This is a genomic window from Citrobacter sp. Ce119 (assembly GCF_030334525.1).
GTDB classification, from domain to species: domain Bacteria; phylum Pseudomonadota; class Gammaproteobacteria; order Enterobacterales; family Enterobacteriaceae; genus Citrobacter; species Citrobacter europaeus.
Window position 1 is genome coordinate 273,724 of record NZ_JAOWDR010000051.1, and the last position, 17,815, is coordinate 291,538.

General features: G+C 51.4%; 15 protein-coding genes. 9 read left to right on the forward strand and 6 right to left on the reverse strand.

Translation table 11 applies throughout. The annotated features are described in order from the left end of the window. Window positions 1-195 precede the first annotated feature (195 nt). From OGV80_RS13830 to OGV80_RS13870, 9 genes are all read left to right on the forward strand, one after another. Complete coding sequence (locus tag OGV80_RS13830) at window positions 196-2,361, forward strand: sensor domain-containing phosphodiesterase (protein WP_286515146.1); 2,166 nt, start codon at window positions 196-198, stop codon at window positions 2,359-2,361. A 62-nt stretch (window positions 2,362-2,423) separates the two neighbouring features. Next, window positions 2,424-4,514, forward strand: a complete 2,091-nt coding sequence (locus tag OGV80_RS13835; RefSeq protein WP_087052070.1) for a methyl-accepting chemotaxis protein — start codon at window positions 2,424-2,426, stop codon at window positions 4,512-4,514. Next, the gene (locus OGV80_RS13840) at window positions 4,511-5,578 is read left to right on the forward strand and encodes a chemotaxis protein CheB (protein WP_043017363.1); all 1,068 of its coding nucleotides are present in this window, start codon (window positions 4,511-4,513) and stop codon (window positions 5,576-5,578) included. The genes OGV80_RS13835 and OGV80_RS13840 overlap by 4 nt, the downstream gene beginning before the upstream one ends. Further along, the gene (locus tag OGV80_RS13845; protein ID WP_047409173.1) at window positions 5,575-6,987 is read left to right on the forward strand and encodes a CheR family methyltransferase; all 1,413 of its coding nucleotides are present in this window, start codon (window positions 5,575-5,577) and stop codon (window positions 6,985-6,987) included. Before OGV80_RS13840 ends, OGV80_RS13845 begins: the two co-directional genes overlap by 4 nt. Before the next feature lie 11 nt (window positions 6,988-6,998). Next, window positions 6,999-9,131 (forward strand): hybrid sensor histidine kinase/response regulator, encoded by a 2,133-nt coding sequence (locus OGV80_RS13850; protein WP_286515149.1) that lies wholly within the window; start codon window positions 6,999-7,001, stop codon window positions 9,129-9,131. Window positions 9,132-9,153: 22 nt separating this feature from the next. Next, a complete protein-coding gene (locus OGV80_RS13855; RefSeq protein ID WP_043017360.1) occupies window positions 9,154-9,516 on the forward strand; it encodes a response regulator in 363 nt (120 codons plus the stop codon). Between the two features lie 13 nt (window positions 9,517-9,529). Beyond that, entirely contained in the window at window positions 9,530-11,206 is a 1,677-nt protein-coding gene (locus OGV80_RS13860; protein WP_075145719.1) for a diguanylate cyclase, read from the forward strand. 11 nt (window positions 11,207-11,217) lie between these two features. Further along, window positions 11,218-11,742 carry a chemotaxis protein CheW gene (locus tag OGV80_RS13865; protein WP_043017358.1) on the forward strand — a complete coding sequence of 175 codons (525 nt, stop codon included), beginning with the start codon at window positions 11,218-11,220 and terminating at the stop codon, window positions 11,740-11,742. After that, window positions 11,726-12,085: a hypothetical protein gene (locus OGV80_RS13870; protein ID WP_043017357.1), complete on the forward strand. Its 360-nt coding sequence runs from the start codon at window positions 11,726-11,728 to the stop codon at window positions 12,083-12,085. Before OGV80_RS13865 ends, OGV80_RS13870 begins: the two co-directional genes overlap by 17 nt. A gap of 6 nt (window positions 12,086-12,091) precedes the next feature. On the opposite strand, the gene sitD is transcribed toward OGV80_RS13870, so the two are convergent. The 6 genes from sitD to OGV80_RS13900 form a co-directional block, all read right to left on the reverse strand. Next, window positions 12,092-12,943, reverse strand: coding sequence for an iron/manganese ABC transporter permease subunit SitD (gene sitD, locus OGV80_RS13875; RefSeq protein WP_047409183.1), 852 nt, complete (start codon window positions 12,941-12,943; stop codon window positions 12,092-12,094). Continuing rightward, window positions 12,940-13,797 (reverse strand): iron/manganese ABC transporter permease subunit SitC, encoded by an 858-nt coding sequence (gene sitC, locus OGV80_RS13880; protein ID WP_286515153.1) that lies wholly within the window; start codon window positions 13,795-13,797, stop codon window positions 12,940-12,942. Before sitC ends, sitD begins: the two co-directional genes overlap by 4 nt. 2 nt (window positions 13,798-13,799) lie before the next feature. Further along, window positions 13,800-14,615, reverse strand: coding sequence for an iron/manganese ABC transporter ATP-binding protein SitB (sitB, locus tag OGV80_RS13885; RefSeq protein WP_075145720.1), 816 nt, complete (start codon window positions 14,613-14,615; stop codon window positions 13,800-13,802). Then, entirely contained in the window at window positions 14,612-15,529 is a 918-nt protein-coding gene (locus OGV80_RS13890) for a metal ABC transporter substrate-binding protein (RefSeq protein WP_047409189.1), read from the reverse strand. The genes sitB and OGV80_RS13890 overlap by 4 nt, the downstream gene beginning before the upstream one ends. Before the next feature lie 182 nt (window positions 15,530-15,711). Continuing rightward, window positions 15,712-16,485 carry an SGNH/GDSL hydrolase family protein gene (locus OGV80_RS13895; RefSeq protein WP_047409193.1) on the reverse strand — a complete coding sequence of 258 codons (774 nt, stop codon included), beginning with the start codon at window positions 16,483-16,485 and terminating at the stop codon, window positions 15,712-15,714. Window positions 16,486-16,495: 10 nt separating this feature from the next. Next, complete coding sequence (locus OGV80_RS13900; RefSeq protein WP_047409196.1) at window positions 16,496-17,536, reverse strand: porin; 1,041 nt, start codon at window positions 17,534-17,536, stop codon at window positions 16,496-16,498. Window positions 17,537-17,815: the final 279 nt, after the last annotated feature.

A 17,815-nucleotide genomic window follows, 5' to 3' on the forward strand; every position in this document is an offset into this window, starting at 1 on the left:
ATATGAATAAGATGCTCACTTCAATATAGAACCTTATTTTATTTTCTCAGTGCGCGGTCAATGTTGACAATTTTGCTATGGTGCATCGACTGGCCCAAAAGGATTTGTTTGTGACATTCGAGTCTGGATTAAAGTCCTATTGGTATAGTGCATAGCGGATAAATTCATTTGGACGCAATAATAAATACAAACACTGTGAAAAACATTCGGGAATGGTGCCTGCCACTTGTTTTACCCGGCCTTTTTTACCCACTGGCACAATATCTTAACGGTTACAGTATTCTCAATAATACTATTTTAACAGTTTACGATCTCAAACTGGCCGTATTTTCAGCCGCATTAGTCTTGTTTGGTTTTCGGGTGATACCGGGATTTGTTCTGTTCCTTATCGTCATGTTTGCGATCGGCCCGCAAAACCAACGGGTAGATGCGTTGTGCCTGATCTTAGCTGCAACTTTAAGCTACGCCGCTTACCGCAGAGTCACGGGCAGACGCAGTTGCGTTAGCTTTGGTCGTATCAAAATCAGCCTTAATCGTCTGGTCTGGCTGTGTGGCTATAACGTCCTGCTGTATCTGGTGCTGGGTAAACTTTTTGCGATGATTGTCACCCATGGCCAACGACCAGATGTGGATAACTTTCCGGCGTTAAGTCTGGGTATGCTGGTACGCGTTCAGGGGAGCATCAACGGCTGTCTGACGGGTATCCCTTTATTTTACAAAATTTATCGAATCATCCGTCGACCATCTTTCCTGCTGACTTTCTGGCGGGCAATTGCTGCACAATGTAAAGGCAATATCAGCGCCTTTGGCGCTATTTCATGGTGTGCCTTACTCTTTTTGTTGATGTTCTTTTTAACATCACCGGACAATCTGAACGTCTTTTTCTCTCTCTATAGCCTGATCTTGCTGTTCCCGTTAATGCTGTGGGGATCCATTAAAATTGGTCATTTGTTCACCATGCTGGTGTGGACCATCGTGGTAATCGTTTTAGGCAAACATAACGACAGCTATCTCGCCAGCGATGTGGACTTCATTCAGCATCAGGCGCTGGTTTCAACGTTGATCTTTGTCTTTTCCCTTACCATCGTGATCATGGGAGTGCTGGCCAAATTTACCCGCCAGCGATTTAACCAGGCGCTTCTGCTCGGCCTGACCGATCCGATGACGGGTATGGCGAATCTGCGTGCGCTGAAGACGGAGCTGTTTACGACTGAGCACGCGACGGTGTGCCTGATACAAATTCCGGAGCTGGAGCTGTTTTCGCGCCGCTATGGCTTTCATTTTCGCGCCCGCTATCAGAAGATCCTCGCCGACCATCTGCGCCAACACCTGGTTAAAAGCGAGAAAGTCTATTACCACGCGGGTTACGATCTGCTGATTCGGCTTGAAAATAGTACCTGGGAACGGCTATGCGACTTGTACCAGGCGGCCAATAGTTTTCGGCTTTTTTACAATAACCATCGGCTGGGTTTTCGCAGCGGTTTGGGCTATTGCCTGATTAACGATCTCAGTGATGACATTTATCAGTTGGTGGGGAAGCTGGGCATGGTGGCGGGTTTATCGCTGACCAACGGCAGGCCGGAAAACATTGAGGCGCAGCATAGCCGGATCCTCGGCAACCACATTGTCGATAAAACGGAAATTCGCACCGCGCTGCAAAATGCGCTGGATAACAACACGTTTGTGCTGATGGCGCAGCCAATCGTCAGTACCAATGGTGAAGCGCCGTATCATGAAATATTGATCCGCATGCTCAACGAACGGGGGGAATTTATTCCTCCGAACAGCTTTCTGCCGGTTGCTCATGATGCGGGGCTGGCGCCTGATATCGATCTCTGGGTTATCGAAAATACCCTGAAATTTATGCGTAACCATCCGCAGCGCTGTTTTTCCATCAACCTGGCGCCGGTGACGGTATGTCGCTCCAATATTATCGCGAAGTTCACCCAGCTCCTGCACGATTACGCGGTGGAGCCGCAGCGAATTATTTTTGAGATAACGGAAGCCGATACGCTTTCAGACAAAGAGCAAACCGTGGAAACGCTTCGTTTAATACGCCAGCTGGGATGTCGGGTAGCCATTGATGACTTTGGTACCGGGTTTGCCAGTCATGCCCGCCTGATGAATATCGAAGCAGACATTCTGAAGATCGATGGCTCTTTTATTCGACGGATCACCGAAAGTGAAATCAGCTATTACATCGTCGAGTCATTCTGCCGCGTTGCCGAAATGAAAAATATGCAGGTTGTCGCCGAGTTTGTTGAAAACGCTACGATTCAGGCGTGTCTGGAAAAAATGGATGTGGGGTGGTTACAGGGATATCACATTGGCAAGCCTACGCCGCTGCTTTCGCTGGAATAAGCAGAGCGCGAACTTCTTATGACCAAAAAGAGTCATTTCTTCTCAGGTAGAGAATAAAAAATATGAGTGACATTATTAAAGTGAAAAATCGAACGGCGGGTGCCAGCGGTGTGGGGCCGCGCGTTCGGGTGCTATCCTGGCTACACAATATCCATCCCGGTGTAGCGATGAAGCTCGGCATGATTCTGGTGGTTTGTATCGCAACATTGCTGATTGGCGCCTCTTTTATATTATCGTCTTATCTTTCCAGACAACTGCAGGTCAATGCGCTGGAGATGATTAAGACCAACACGCGTATATTCCACAACAGCATATCTAACGAATTCCAGCGAGTGACACGCGATGCGGAGCATTACAGCAATGTTTATATTAACAACTACCAAAACGTTGCCAATAAACCGCTGCGTTACATGGACTCTACTGAATTAAAAGCGGTCCTGAGTAACCCGAACACCAACGCGCATTTCACCGAACTAACCAGCGTATTTGCCAGCACGTTTATTTTGCAAGGCGAGCAGTTTGTGCGCGTTAGTAGCACCTTGCTGGCAAGTTCAGGCAATACGGCAACCGCAACGGCGTTGGGGCGCGACAACCCGGCATTACCGTTACTTTTGAAGAACAAACCTTTTTCCGGCGTAGTGACGCTATTTGGTAAGCAGTTTATTAGTCACTATGAACCGATTGCCGATAAATATGGCCAGGTGGTTGGGGCGGTTGCGGTAGGTTTTGACGTCAAACAAAGTCTGCAACCGATTATTCAGCGTTTGCTGAATGTGCATATTGGCAAAGATGGCTATGCCTACGTACTGGATGCCGGATTTGAACCGGGTCGGATGTTGGTCCATCCCTCATTGAACAACCAGCAGGCCATTAATATTACTGATGCCAATGGTTTTAAGCTATTTGCCGATATGCTCGAACATAAAAATGGCATCACCTATTACAACTGGGTGAGCGGTTATGGCGCATTGCCGAAAACCAAAGTCGCCGTTTATGAATACGTTGAAGGGATTAACTGGATAATCGCAACGACCAACTACGTTGACGATGTCGCCAAAAGCAGCAATCTGGTGCGTAACGGTCTGCTGTTATTCACCGCGCTGCTGCTGCCCATCATTTTATTGCTGATTGCCGTTGCCAGCCGCTTCCTGATTTCCCGACGCTTAAACCGCGTATTGGGGATTGCGCAGAGTATCGCTGAAGGCGACTTAACGGTGGATGTGCAGGTCGATCATCACGATGAGATTGGCGAGTTGTTGAGCGCGGTAGAAACGATGCGCCAGCGTTTGCACTCGCTGGTCGGTGGTATGGTTTCTCATGCGAATTCGGTACATCAGGCGTCGCTGCACATCACCGAGGCGGTAGATGGTCAGGCGTCAACCAGCGTGGAAACCTCTTCTTCAGTGGCTGAAATTACCTCCACCATGGAGGAACTGTCAGCGTCTTCCACGCAAATTGCTGAACATTCGCGGGCGGTTGTGGATATCGCCAATCAGACCCTTGATGACTGTAATAAAGGTTCAGAATCGATGTCGCAGTTGCTGATGCGCATGACGGATATTGACACCGACAATCAGCAAAACATGCGTGAAATCATGATGCTCGGCAATAAGTCGACGGAAATCAGTCGCGTGATGGTAATCATTAACAGCGTCGCGGATCAAACGAAACTGATCGCATTTAACGCCGCGCTGGAAGCGGCCAGCGCCGGGGAAGCCGGTAAGCGTTTCTCGGTGGTGGCAGCTGAAATCCGCCGTCTGGCCGACTCGGTAACGGAATCGACGGTTGAGATTGAGAATAAGATCAGCGAGATCCAAAACGCAATCAATCGCCTGGTGCTGAACGCCGAAAAAGGCGGCGAGAGCATCAAAGCGGGCGCCAGAGCGTGCAAAGTCAGCGCCGAGCATCTGAATGATATCGTCGTGACTGCAGAGCAAACCTCGACGGCGGCGCTGCAAATATCCCTGTCTACCCAGCAGCAGAAAACAGCAAGTAATCAGGTGGTTATGGCGCTGCGAGAGATTGTCGTTGCCAGTAACTATACCTCGCAGTCCATCAAAGACATTCTGGTTGTCAGCCAGGACATGACGCAGTTGTCGAAAGCGCTGAAAGAGGCGTCGTCCTCATTCACTCTGATGGAAGCAGAAGCATGAATAGCGGCAACATTCGGGTGCTGATCCTCGACCTGGGCAGCGCGTCGCGTAATGAGCTGGTCAGGCAACTGGAGGATCACCCGCATATTAAGGTGGTGGGGCAAGCAGCCCATCGCCGGCTGGCGATTCGGTTGTTGCAACAGCTGATGCCCGATCTGCTGATTCTGACGCTGGATACCTCAAGCGCCGATAACGTCGAGGTTGTCGAAACGATTATGGCAACCAGCGCCATCCCCATTTTGGTCATGAGATTTTGCCCAGAAAAACAATGGGATGATGATTACATTTCACGCGGTGCGCTGGCGGTGCTGCATCATAGCAGTGATTTCCCGCTATCAACGGACGCCCTGCATCGCAAAGTAGAATTGCTGGTTGGCGTGAAAGTTATTCGTCATATCAAGGGATTACGCCATCCAGGTGAACCGGTGATGCCAACTGCACGACCGACAACGGATGCCGCACAGTCGCCGCAGGACTGGCCTTTTGTGCTGGCGATTGCCTGCTCGACGGGCGGGCCGCAGGCGCTGAGTAAGCTATTGCAGGAACTCCCCGGTACGTTCCCGTGTCCGGTGCTAATCGCCCAGCATATAGCTGATGGTTTCGCAAAAGATATGGTGCGCTGGCTGGACAGCGTGACCGAGCTGAAGGTACGACTGGCGCAGGAAGACGATCGGGTACAGGCCGGGTATGTATATATATTACCGCCGGAGCAGCATCTGATCGTCAAAAACAACCAGCGTCTGGCGGCGATCCCCAGACAGGAAAGTGACGTTTACCATCCCAGTTGCAATCTGTTGCTGGAGTCGGTGGCTGAAGTGTTTCGCGAAAAAGCCGTCGGACTGATTATGACGGGGATGGGCAGCGATGGCTGTCGCGGCATCGAGCTTATTTTCCGGCGAGGCGGCAGAACGCTGGCGCAGGACGAAGAGAGTTCGGTGGTATTCGGTATGAATAAGAACGCGATCGACAAGCAGTTGATACACCGCACGATCCCACTGGATGGCCTCGCCAAAGTGTTGCTTGCAATGGCGTGTCACGGGCGCTTTGAGAGTAAATTGCCATGATCCCCAATCTTCCTGATTATGCCCGTCTGATCAAAGAACGGGTCGGTTTACACTTCGATAACGCCATGGAAGCACTGCTGAAAACGGCGCTGAGTCGGCGAATGGCTGAGCGAAAAATCAGTGATTACTATGAATACTACGAGCAACTGCGTATCTCGCAGAACGAGTTTGATAGCTTCATTACGTTGATTACGATTAACGAAACCTATTTTTTCCGTGAAAGCGATACGCTGGATTTAATCTGTGACAAGTGGATCCCACGTCTGTTGCAACAGCGTAGCGGCCCGGTGCGTATTCTGAGTGCCGGATGCTCCTCGGGGGAAGAAGCCTACTCGCTGGCTATCAAGCTGCATGAGAAATTCCTCGGCGCGATGGCGCAGCGTATTGAAATTTACGGCTGTGATATTGACCCGGCAATCCTCGCAAAAGCCCGTAACGCCTGCTATTCAAGCTACTCGTTTCGCGGCGTCGACCCGAGTATTCAGCAACGTTATTTTACCCGCTCGGGAAACCTCTACCGGCTGCATGATGAGATTCGTGAGAAAGTCTCCTTTCATCGCACCAACATTATAAAAGAGCAGTTGCTGCCGGAAGTGGACATCATTTTGCTGCGCAACGTGTCCATCTATTTCGACACGCCAACGCGTCGTGAACTGCACGGTAATTTATTGAAGATGTTACAGCCGCAGGGGGCCTTATTTTTTGGCAATGCAGAAACGCTGGCCAACAATTTCGACATTCTAAAACTGGAGCAGGAAGAGGGCATTTTCTATTTTTGTCACCATCGCGAAGCGGCGAAGGTCGCGCCCGTGCCCCGAGCTGCATCGCGCGTTGCGCCGCCGAGAACGGTGGTTGAACAGGACGCTTCTGCGCCAACGGTGCAGCAGAATAATGACTGGCTGAAGAAAGCACGCGCCTGTCTCGATGAGAAATGTTTTTCTGAAGCCGAAAAGTGTATCGCCTGCGTATTACGCGACGATCCCCGTAATCAGGATGCGCTGCTGATCCAGGGGGTGATAGCCCTTGAGCAACGTGAATTTTCTCAGACAGCCGGCAACGCGCAGCAGATCCTCGCGCAGGATGAGTGGTCGGCAGAGGCCAAAATGCTGCTCGGCCTGGCGATGATGTGGCAACACCAGACGCAGCAGGCTATCGCCTGGTTCAAACAGGTGGTTTATCAGGAACCGGGCTACTGGCCGGCACACTATTACCTGGCCGAAATGTACCGACAAAGCGAGCTGCGCCAGCCCGCACAACGGACTTATCGCGTGGTAATGCAGTTACTGAATGCTGAAATGAACAATCCATCATCGGTTTGTCGTCTGCGTTTGCCGATCGTTTTTCCAGGCCATACGTTTCGTTTCCTGTGTGAACATCAACTGGCGCAATTCGCCCACCAAAGTGGCTAATAAGAGCGATTATGGCTATCTGTCTAAAAAAATTCGTTCTGCGCTTTATTGATGAAGGGAGAGGTCATTTGCAGACGATCAGCGAAGGGGCGTTTCTCCTCTCCGCTGATGAGCATACGGAAGCCTGGATAGGCGAGATGTTTCGCGCCGCGCATACCCTGAAAGGGGGCGCGCGGATGCTGAAACTGCAAAGTATCGCCGATGTCACTCATCATCTTGAGGATGTATTGAGTGAGCTGCGTGATAACAAACTGACGCCGGACAGGGCGCTGGGCAATCTGATTCATGAGTCCGTAGAGTATCTCTCCGGCCAGTTGACGCAGCTTTTTGTCAGCGAAGGGGATAATCAGTTGCCACCGGCGGACGCCGGGCTGTGCGAACGCCTTGCCCGCGCCAGCCGGGGAGAGGCTGTCACGCTGGCGGTCGAAGGTGCAGGGGCAACGGAAAAAGCAGGCACCCCAACGCCTGCAACGGCAGCCAGCATGGATTCCGGCATTAAGCAGGCCGATTTCGTGCGGGTAAAGCTGAATAAGCTCGATGGCCTGATCGACATCCTGGGGGAAGTTCTCGCCGGGCATGACCGCCTTGAGCAACAGATCCAAAATCTGAGTCAACTGGTCCCGCGACTGCCAGGCCTGAGCGCCGAACAGCTTCGCCAGCAGATCCACGATTTCAGCGCGCAGTTGAAAGAGAGCGTCCAGCTCCAGCATTTGCAAATGTTTGAACTGTACGACGTGGCGGCACGGATCCGCATGCTGCCGCTTTCAACGTTGTTTGAACCGATTTCGCTGCAGGTCAGTGAGCTGGCTTCCACGCTGAATAAGCAGGTGGTATGCCGCTTTGTCGGCGGAGAAGTGGAAATCGATCGTCAGCTGATTGACCGCTTATCGGAGTCGCTGACGCATTTACTGCGTAACGCCGTCGATCACGGGATTGGCGAGATCGATGAACGTCTGGCGCTCGGTAAATCCACGCGTGGCACCATTACCATCACTACCCAACAGGACGGCAGTGGGATACTACTGCGTATCGAAGATGACGGTCGCGGTCTGAACTATGAGGCCATCAGCGCGAAGGCGGTCAGTAAAGGTCTGGTTCCTGCTTCCATGGCCGGGCAGCTCTCCGAGCAGGAGTGTAATGAGCTGATTTTTCATCCTGGTTTTTCTACCAGCAAGATAGTCTCCGAGCTTTCCGGCCGCGGCGTGGGCCTTGATGTGGTGCGCAAAACGGTGGTGACCGATCTGCAAGGAGATTTGCAGGTTTATAGCCGTGCGGGCGTCGGAACCAGCTTTAGTCTGCGTCTGCCTGTTTCGCTAACGATGATGCGCATTCTGCAATTTGAAGAGCAGGGACACCTGTTCGGTCTGGCCGCGCAGTATGTGGTCGAGGTGGTGGAGTGCACCGCGCAGGGAATTAGCGATATTGCCGGGCGACCCGCCATTATTTTGCATAACGAGTTTATCCCGGTGGTCTGCACAGGCGCCTTGCTGGGTATTAATGAGCGTCAGGGAAGTTCTCCACCGGCTGGGCAGCGGTTAATCGTGGTGCAAAACCAGTTTAGCAAAATGGCGCTGCGGGTGGATAAGCTGCTCGATGAACGCAAGATGATGATCAAACCGTTACCGAAGCATATGCAGCAGCAGTCGCTGGTTTCCGGGATGGTACAAACGCCGGAAAACCAACTGGTCAGCATTCTGCAAGTCCCCGCGCTGATGGCGATGGCGCAGCAATCGCGACAAACCACGGCACCCGCACCGGCGGCAAACGTTACGCCGGATGCCTGGCACGTGCTGGTGGTTGACGACTCCCTCAATACCCGCGAGATAGAAAAGAATGTGCTGGAAGCGCACGGTTATCAGGTCACGCTGGCAGAAGACGGATTGTCTGGACTGCAAAAAGCGAAACTGATCCAGTTTGATGCCGTACTGACGGATGTCGAGATGCCGTTTATGGATGGTTTCACCTTCACCAAATCCTTGCGAGGAGAGAAAAATTATCAGCACACGCCAATCATCATCGTGACGTCCCGCGCAAAGGAAGAGGACCGGCGGCGAGGGATTCAGGTGGGGGCGGATGCCTACATCGCCAAAGGCGATTTCGAGCAGGACAGTTTGATAAAAACATTAAAAATGCTTTTGTGCTGATGGCGCAAAATCGAGAGAGAAGATGCGAATTTTATTAGTTGATGATGATCTTTTTGCGGCCGAACTGGCGTCTATTTTTTTGCAAATGGATGGCTACGATGTGGTGATTGTGGAAAGCGCGATTTCCGCCTTAGCAAGCCTGGACTCGGACAACAATATCGACCTGGTGATTAGCGATCTGCATATGCCAGAGATTAGCGGACTGGATTTACTGGCGTTGTTACGCGCTCAGCACTGGTCCAAACCTTTTATTTTACTGAGTGCCAATGAAGTGACGGCCAGCGACGTTGCGTACGACCGTTGGGTTAAAAAAGATGAAAACCTTGCGGAAAATCTGGGGGCTGCGGTGAACGCGCTACTGCAGCCACCTGCGGTTACGAAATAAGCCTGGGCGTGTGATGAAACAAGAAAATAAACACATAGCGATGGCGGCTGCGCAGGAAAAAATAGCGCGTTTGCGCCAAGGGTTTTTACGTCGAATCCCCGACATGCTGGCGCAAGCGGAAAGATTACTCGTTCAACTGGTCGCAGAGCCCAGCGAAGCCTGTCGTAAACAGCTGCATATTCTGCTGCACAGTATCCACGGTTCGGCGGGATCATTTGGTTTTAGCCCGCTGGCGAATGCTTCAGCAGAAGGTGAGCGTTTACTGACGGAGCCAGAAACGGAGCCTGGCACGCTGCATTACGATGAGCTGCGGCGAATCATACGCTGGTTGTACACCCTGACTCAGGAGCAGCTCAACCTTGAGCATCGCATCAGCGATACGGATTTCACTTTACCGATCGCCGCGCAACGCCCGGAAGAGGGATATGTTCGGCGGGCCAGCAAGCCTATCTACCTGTGTGATGATGACCTCGACCAGGTTGAACTGCTCGCGACTCAACTGCGCTGCTTTGGTTTTACCTGCCATGTGTTCGCAAGCACGCAGGATTTTAGTCAGGCCGTATTGTTGCAACCGCCTGCCGTGGTAATTATGGACGTCAGCTTTCCGGACAACGCCTATGGTGGACCGCTGGCGATGTCGGATCTGAAGCGCAAAGTGGGTAAACCTTTCCCGGTGTTGTTTCTCTCGTGTCATAGCGATTTTAACGCCCGCATCAACGCCATTAAATCCGGCTGTGATGGTTACTACGTAAAACCGGCTTCGATTACCGATTTAGTACAGGAACTTCACCGCCTGACTCAACCGTCGCTGAGAAAACCTTATCAGGTGCTGATGATCGATGACGAGCCGGCGGTGGCGGAGTACAACGCCGAAATGCTGCGCATGGCGGGAATGGAAGTACATGTATTGGAAAAACCTCACTATTTACTGCACGTGCTGAATGCGCAACCGATCGATCTGGTGTTGATGGATTACCACATGCCGGAGTTCAGCGGCGAGGAACTGACAAAACTGATTCGCCAAATACCGCAACATATTGGCCTGCCTATCGCTTATCTCTCCAGCGAGACCAACAAGCATGCGCAGTTGGGAGCGATGAGTATTGGCGCGGAGGATTTTATTCTCAAACAGGCCGATCCAGAGGAGTTGATTCGAGCCGTATCGATCCGCGCGGAAAGAATGCGCGTCCTGCGTGCCCGCATGTCGCAGGACAGCCTGAGCGGGTTATATAACCACTCGACGACCACCCATTTTCTTAAAAGCGCGATTGCCGAGTCGAACTACAGTGGCAACCCGTTTTGCATGGTGATGGTGGACCTGGATCGCTTCAAAAGCGTTAACGATACCTACGGTCATGCGGTCGGCGATCAGGTGATTGTCGGTATTTCGCAGCTGTTTTCGCATCGCTTACGCAGCACCGATATCGTGGGGCGTTACGGTGGTGAAGAATTTGTCATCATCATGCCTAACACCAGCAGTGACAAGGCGGCGCGGGTGGTCGAACGATTACGTAGAGATTACGAACAGGTCACGTTTTCCGTCAATGATGTCAGCTTTCACAGCACCTTCAGCGCGGGTATTGCGCAGTGGCAGTTTGGCGATCGGATCGAAACGCTGCGCGAACGTGCCGATCAGGCGCTATACGCCGCGAAGCAAAATGGCCGCAACACCTTCTGCGTTGCTGAGTAAAAGGAGAAAACATGAGCCAACAGCTGGAGCACATTCTCGCGCTGAATCATGGCGAAAAGCCGGAATGTGAAAACGTTGATGAGCCGCAGCGTACGCTGGTGTTATTTCAACTGGCGGGTAAGAATTTTGCTTTTTACGGCGCGCAGATCAAAGAGATCCTCGCAGAGCGCCCGATCTCCTGGGTTCCCTGTTGCCCGCCAATGCTTGAAGGGGTCATTAATTACCGCGGGCGAGTCGAGTCGGTGATGAGGCTGGACAGCCTGATCGACACCCCTGCCGTCAATCTGGCAGGTAAACGCACCATCCTGATTGGTTGTGCCGAAAAAATGCAAAGCGGGATCCTGATAGACAAACTGATTGATGTGCTGGACGTTGTTGAAAGCCAGATTCATTTGCCGGGAGACTCGCTGCCTTCGGCGCTGCAAACGATCGCAGTGGGTGTGGTTAACGTGACGGAAACCTGGTTCACGCTGCTCGACCTGAATCTGGTGTTTGATCGTTATCAGGAGACCCGTGGCTATGACGGCTCTCACTAACCTTGCAGCGGTGCGCGTCACGCTGGGTTCGCAGAATTTTTATATTCCGGCCAGCCAGGTTGGACGCTGCGCGCTGGTGACGCATGTTGTACCGGAAATCCCGCGCTTTAGTCACTGGCTGGGTATTGCCGATGAGCCGCAGGAGGGCAGACACTTGCATTTATGCGTTCCTGACAGCGGCGTTGATACCGGCTGGTACTTTTGGGGACAGCTGGAGAACGTGATGCTCTCCAGCGACACCATTTTTGCCGTTCCGCCGCTTCTGGCGCGCAGTTGCCATCTGCCTGCGCTGCGCGCTTTGGTGGGGCGAGAGGCGTTCAGCCCGCTGTTAAGCTGGCGCTGATTAGCCCTATAGCACATCATGCAGGCGTCGCCGTTCTAAACGGCGGTCGCGCAGGGTGGAATAAATAAAGGTAATCACAAACAGCAGGGAAAATAGTACGACGATGGTAGGGGCCGGAGCACTGTCGATGAAAAATGACAGGTACACGCCCATAAACGAGGTAATAACCGACATAACCACCGCCAGCCACAAGGCGTGAGAAAACTTTCGCGTCATTAAAATCGCAATGGCGCCAGGCGCAATCAGTAAGGAGATCGACAAAATAATCCCGACTGATTTTAGCGTGGCGACAATCGTCAGGGCTATCATGCATAACAGGCCGTAATGCAGCAGTGCGGTGTTAAGCCCGCTGGCTTTTGCCTGATGCGGGTCGAACGCATGCAGCAGCAGATCTTTCCATTTAAGTCCGATGATAAGCGCTATTCCCAGCGTGATAACCGCGGTTTGCATGATATCGCTTAACGATACGCCCAGCATGTCGCCGAACAGTATATGATCGAGATGGACTTCTGACTGGATAGAGACGTACAGCACCAGTCCCGCACCAAACATGCCCGAAAAGACAATCCCCATCAGAGTATCGCGTTTGATACGGCTGTTATCGTCGAGATAGCCCGTCGCCACCGCACAGAATAGCCCGGCGATAAACGCGCCAATTGCCAGCGGGATACCTGCAATCCATGCCAGCACAATTCCCGGGAAAACCGCGTGGCTCATGGCATCGCCCATTAGCGCCCAGCCTTTGAGTACTAAAAATACCGACAGCAGCGCGCAGGGGACGGCGACAATAGTGGAGATGACCAGCGCATTGACCATAAAGCTGAACTGAAAAGGTTCCAGCAGCATTGTTAAGATCATACTTGCTCCTTGTTCACCAGACGGGCTCGGCGGCGATTCGCCAGCAGACCGTGTTTTGGCGCGAAGACAAATGCCAGCAGGAACAGCAGCGTTTGCAGAACGACAATAATTCCGCCGGTTGCGCCGTCCAGCCAGTAGCTCAGCCAGGCGCCGAAAAAGCTGGTCAGGCTGCCGATAGCGACTGCGATGGTGAGCAGGCGAGGAAAACGATCGGTCAGCAGCCAGGCCGTTGCTCCGGGCGTCACCACCAGGCAAATCACCAGAAATGCGCCGACGGTTTGCAGTGCGGCGACGGTGGAAACGGAGAGCAGCGTAAAAAATAACAGCTTCAACCGGCCCGAGTTCAGACCGATAGACCGCGCGTGGTTTTCATCAAAAAAGACCACCATCAGATCTTTCCACTTCAAAAACAGGATAGTCAGCGAGATAACGCCGATGATGGCCAGTTGCAGAATATCTTCCGGCGCAATCGCCAGCACGTTGCCGAGAATAATGGTCTGAATGTTCACCGACATCGGATTGAGCGACACCATAAATAGCCCGATACCGAAAAAGGACGAAAAAATCAGTCCGATAATGGCATCTTCCTTCAGGCGTGAACGTTGATTGAGAAACAGCATGCTGCCCGCCGCCAGTCCGCCGGAAAGAAATGCGCCAAGTGCGAAGGGAAGCCCTAACATATAAGCTCCGGCAACGCCCGGAACGATAGAGTGCGACAGCGCATCGCCAATCAGCGACCAGCCTTTGAGCATCAGATAGCAGGAGAGAAACGCGCACAGGCCGCCGACCATCGCCGAGACCCACATGGCGTTGAGCATGTACTGGTAGCCAAACGGCTCCGTCAGCCAGTTCATGATTATTTACCCTCGCTTGTCGCGCGTCGCGAAATAAACGGGCGTTCATCATCGGTAATCACGTGTTGTTCACCGCCGCTCAGCGCAACGTGACGCAGTACGCCGCTGAATGCCAGCTCGAGATTCTCGTGAGTAAAGGTGATTTCGGTTGGTCCACTTGCCAGCACCGTGCCTTTAATCATCACCGTGTAATCACAAAACTCGGTGACGGATCCCAGATTATGGGTAGAGACCAGCATGGTCCGCCCCTCATCACGCAGTTCACGCAGCAGGTCGATGATCCGGGCCTCGGTTTTCACATCCACGCCGGTGAAGGGTTCATCCAGTAAAATAACCTGCCCGTCCTGCGCGATGGCTCTTGCCAGAAAAACGCGTTTTTTCTGCCCTCCGGATAATTCACCTATCTGGCGATGGCGATAGTCCAGCATATCCACCCGCGCCAGCGCCGCATCCACGCAGGCGTGGTCAATCTGTTTTGGCCGACGCAGCCACCCCATATGGCCAAAGCGTCCCATCATCACGACATCTTCCACCAGTACCGGAAATGACCAGTCCACCTCTTCTGACTGAGGGACATAGGCAATCAGATTCTGTTTGAGCGCCTTATTAACCGGCTGTTGCAGAATCGATATTTCCCCGTGCGCCAGGCGGACAAAACCCATCAGCGCTTTAAAAAGCGTTGATTTTCCCGAACCGTTTACGCCGACCAGAGCGGCAATTGAGCCGCCCGGTATCTGAAAAGTGGCGTCCCGCAATGCGGTGTGACCGTTGCGATACGTCACCGTAACCTGATTTACGGTAATCGCAGAGTGACTCATGGTTGTCTCTCCAGGCCCTTATTGATGCCGTTGACAATGGTTTGTGTGGTTACGCGCAGTAAATCCAGATAGGTCGGAACCGGGCCGTCGGCAGCGCTGAGCGAATCGACATACAGCACGCCGCCGTAATGTGCGCCAGACTCACGGGCAACCTGACGTGCTGGTTTGTCGGACACGGTGCTTTCGCTAAATACCGTTGGGATATGATGCGCTCTGATCGCATCGATCACCTTGCGTACCTGTTTGGGCGTGCCTTGCTGATCGGCATTGATTGGCCACAGATACAGCTCCTGAAGGTTGTTATCACGCGCGAGGTAAGAGAATGCGCCTTCGCTGGTGACCAGCCAGCGTTTATCAGCAGGGAGCTTTGCCAGTTCTGCATGCAATGGCGCCAGGGTCTGCTGGATTTTTGCTTTATAATTCTGCGCATTTTTCTGGTAGGTGGCGGCATTGTCTGGATCGTATTTCATCAGCGCATCGCGAATGTTATCCACGTAGATAAGCGCGTTCTCCGCTGACATCCAGGCATGCGGGTTTGGTTTACCGTTGTACGGCCCTTCGCTGATACCCATTGGCTGCACGCCGTTTGAGACCATCACTTCCGGTACGCCGGACAAATTTTGGTAGAAGCGGGCAAACCATAGTTCGAGGTTAAGGCCGTTGGAGAGAATAAGCTGCGCGCCTTGCGCCCGTTTTATATCTCCCGGCGTGGGTTGATATTCGTGAATTTCTGCTCCGGGTTTGGTGATGGAGCTGACGTCCGCCGCGTCACCCGCTACGTTGCTGGCCATATCGGCAATCACCGTAAAGGTGGTTATCACTTTAAACTTTTCTTTCGCCCAGGCGGGTGACAGCGTCAGCGCCGTTAACGCGCTGGCAAGGAGAAATGATTTCAGATGGGGCAGATGCGGCATAGTATCCCTCACAACAAAGTGGTTAATTTATCAACGAATATAGCCTTTGCTATGTTATATAGCACAAGGTATAAATAAATGAAAATAATTCTTATTTGCGTAGTGAGCTAAGGAATTGGCGGGGGATAATGCGTTTCACGCCGACAGAATTGCCGGCGTGTCGGTGATGAATTACCTGATGATTACGACTTCTGGAACTCAGTGACGGTGTCCCATGCAATCTGTTGTAACATTTTGGCGGTAGCAGGGGTCATGTCCGTATCAACGGGAAGCGCGCCACCGACCGGAGACTGGTTATACAGGGTGGCAAAGAATACGCATGCGGCGAGATACGTTCCAGAAATTGAAGGATGTACACCATCATGATAATACAGATTTATCTCCGGATGGGTTTTGCGCGCTTTCTCAAAAGCCAGGCCAACCGGAGCGACATATCCTCCCGTTTTCTGCGCAATAGAGATATAAGCGTCCGCCAGTTTTTGGCTATCTTCGGGTTTGTCTTTTTTCGGCCAGGTCATGAAATAGACGACTTTTGCACCCGCTTGATGTGCCATGTTGGCCATTTGGGTTGCAGAATCAACGAAGTTTTGTCGGGTACTTTCTTTCTTTGAAATCGTTTCTGTGGAGTTCCCCTGTAATACCACTACATCCCATTTCTGTAGCGTGTTCTGGTAGCGCATATTCTCAATTTGCCAGCCTAAATGGCCGCTGGAAATCGTGATCCCGCGATACTTATACCCTTTTGCATGGTCAGGCAATAAAGACTGTGTCAAATCCCGTAATCGGGTATTGATATTGTTGTTATAGAACGTGAACGAGTTGCCATACAGCGCGACGATTTTATTCTCGCCATCCATTTTCGCATGTGCGGAAGGCGCTAATAATGTATCAGCGTGAGCGCAGATACTACTCAGTGCCAGAGCCGTTGCTGTGACAAGCAAAGTTATCTTTTTCATCGGTTATCTCTTAGAAATCGTAACGGAGCCCAACGATAAGCGCATCATCATTGGTTTTTTTGTTCTTACTGGCGAATTCTTTATCGTAAGTAAATGATAACCACGTATCCTCAGCCAATGTTAATTGCGCCTCAGCACGCCAGTCTTCTTTTTCAGCAATATCTTTACCATCTTCATTTAAAAAACTATACCCGGTGAGTACCTTGACGGTGCCAAAGTTGTAGGAAATGAGCGAATCCATTCCTTTATAATTATTATCACTATTGTTATCACGGGAAATAGAAGTCCGTAATGCGGTTACCGCGACCTCATAAGCTTTATAACCGAGTTGTAACCCTCCCATAATTTGATCGTTTTGATTACGCCCATCGGTGGTCACTACGCCATCCTGTCGTTTGTAGCGACTGGCCGCGAGTGCTGGTGTAATTCTAAAATCACCAAATTTGAAAGACTTGCGATAGCTGGCCATCGCGCCGTAATCCAGGGCTTCGTTGTCGCTGTTGCCATTACCGGAGACCCATGCCAGTTGAATTTCGTTACCGGCAAATTTGGCGTTCCACTGAACGGTGCCGTCCTGGCGGTTGAACTGGTACGAATCATCTATGGTTGTAATACCATAGCTATAGATATTGGGAGTGAAGTTTTTGTATTTATCGGTCATTTTCATTACCTGATACAACGGGTTTTTGGTTCTCCCGGTGATCAGTTCACCCCATGTTTTATTTGACAGACCGACATAGGAATAGCGGGCCTCCATATCGCTTTCACCGGTATTGTTATCATTTTTTTCGGTACGCACCTGCCATTCCAGACGACCCACGATTTTAGTCTCAGGCAGAATATCCAGATCTCGGGTGAGATAAATACCTACACGGCCACCCAGATCGCTTCGGCTTTCACTGCCGGCAAATGAATTCTGGCCACTTGCTATTTTGCCCTCAACGCGGCCATAGATATCCAGAGTATTGCCATCCTTATTATAGACGTTTAAGGCGAACGCCGAGGAACTCATACCCATAAGTAATATTAGTGAATAATTTTTTAGCTTCATGTCATCCCTCAAACAAGCATAAATTTCCTGACCATAAAAATGAATTTCACAGCGAGGTAATTGTTTGTGGAAATGGAATGTCAGGGGTATGGGAATCATTTTTTCTCGTGATGAAATGTGATTATTCACGCATAAATATCTCCGATTTCACTATTGTATTAATGGTTCTTATATTTAATAAGCATTTTTTTGGAAATATTGCAGTTGTTTAAAATGTAATTCACAAATTACTGTGAAGTACATCGCACTTCTACTTGGTGAGAAAAATGAAAATGGGAA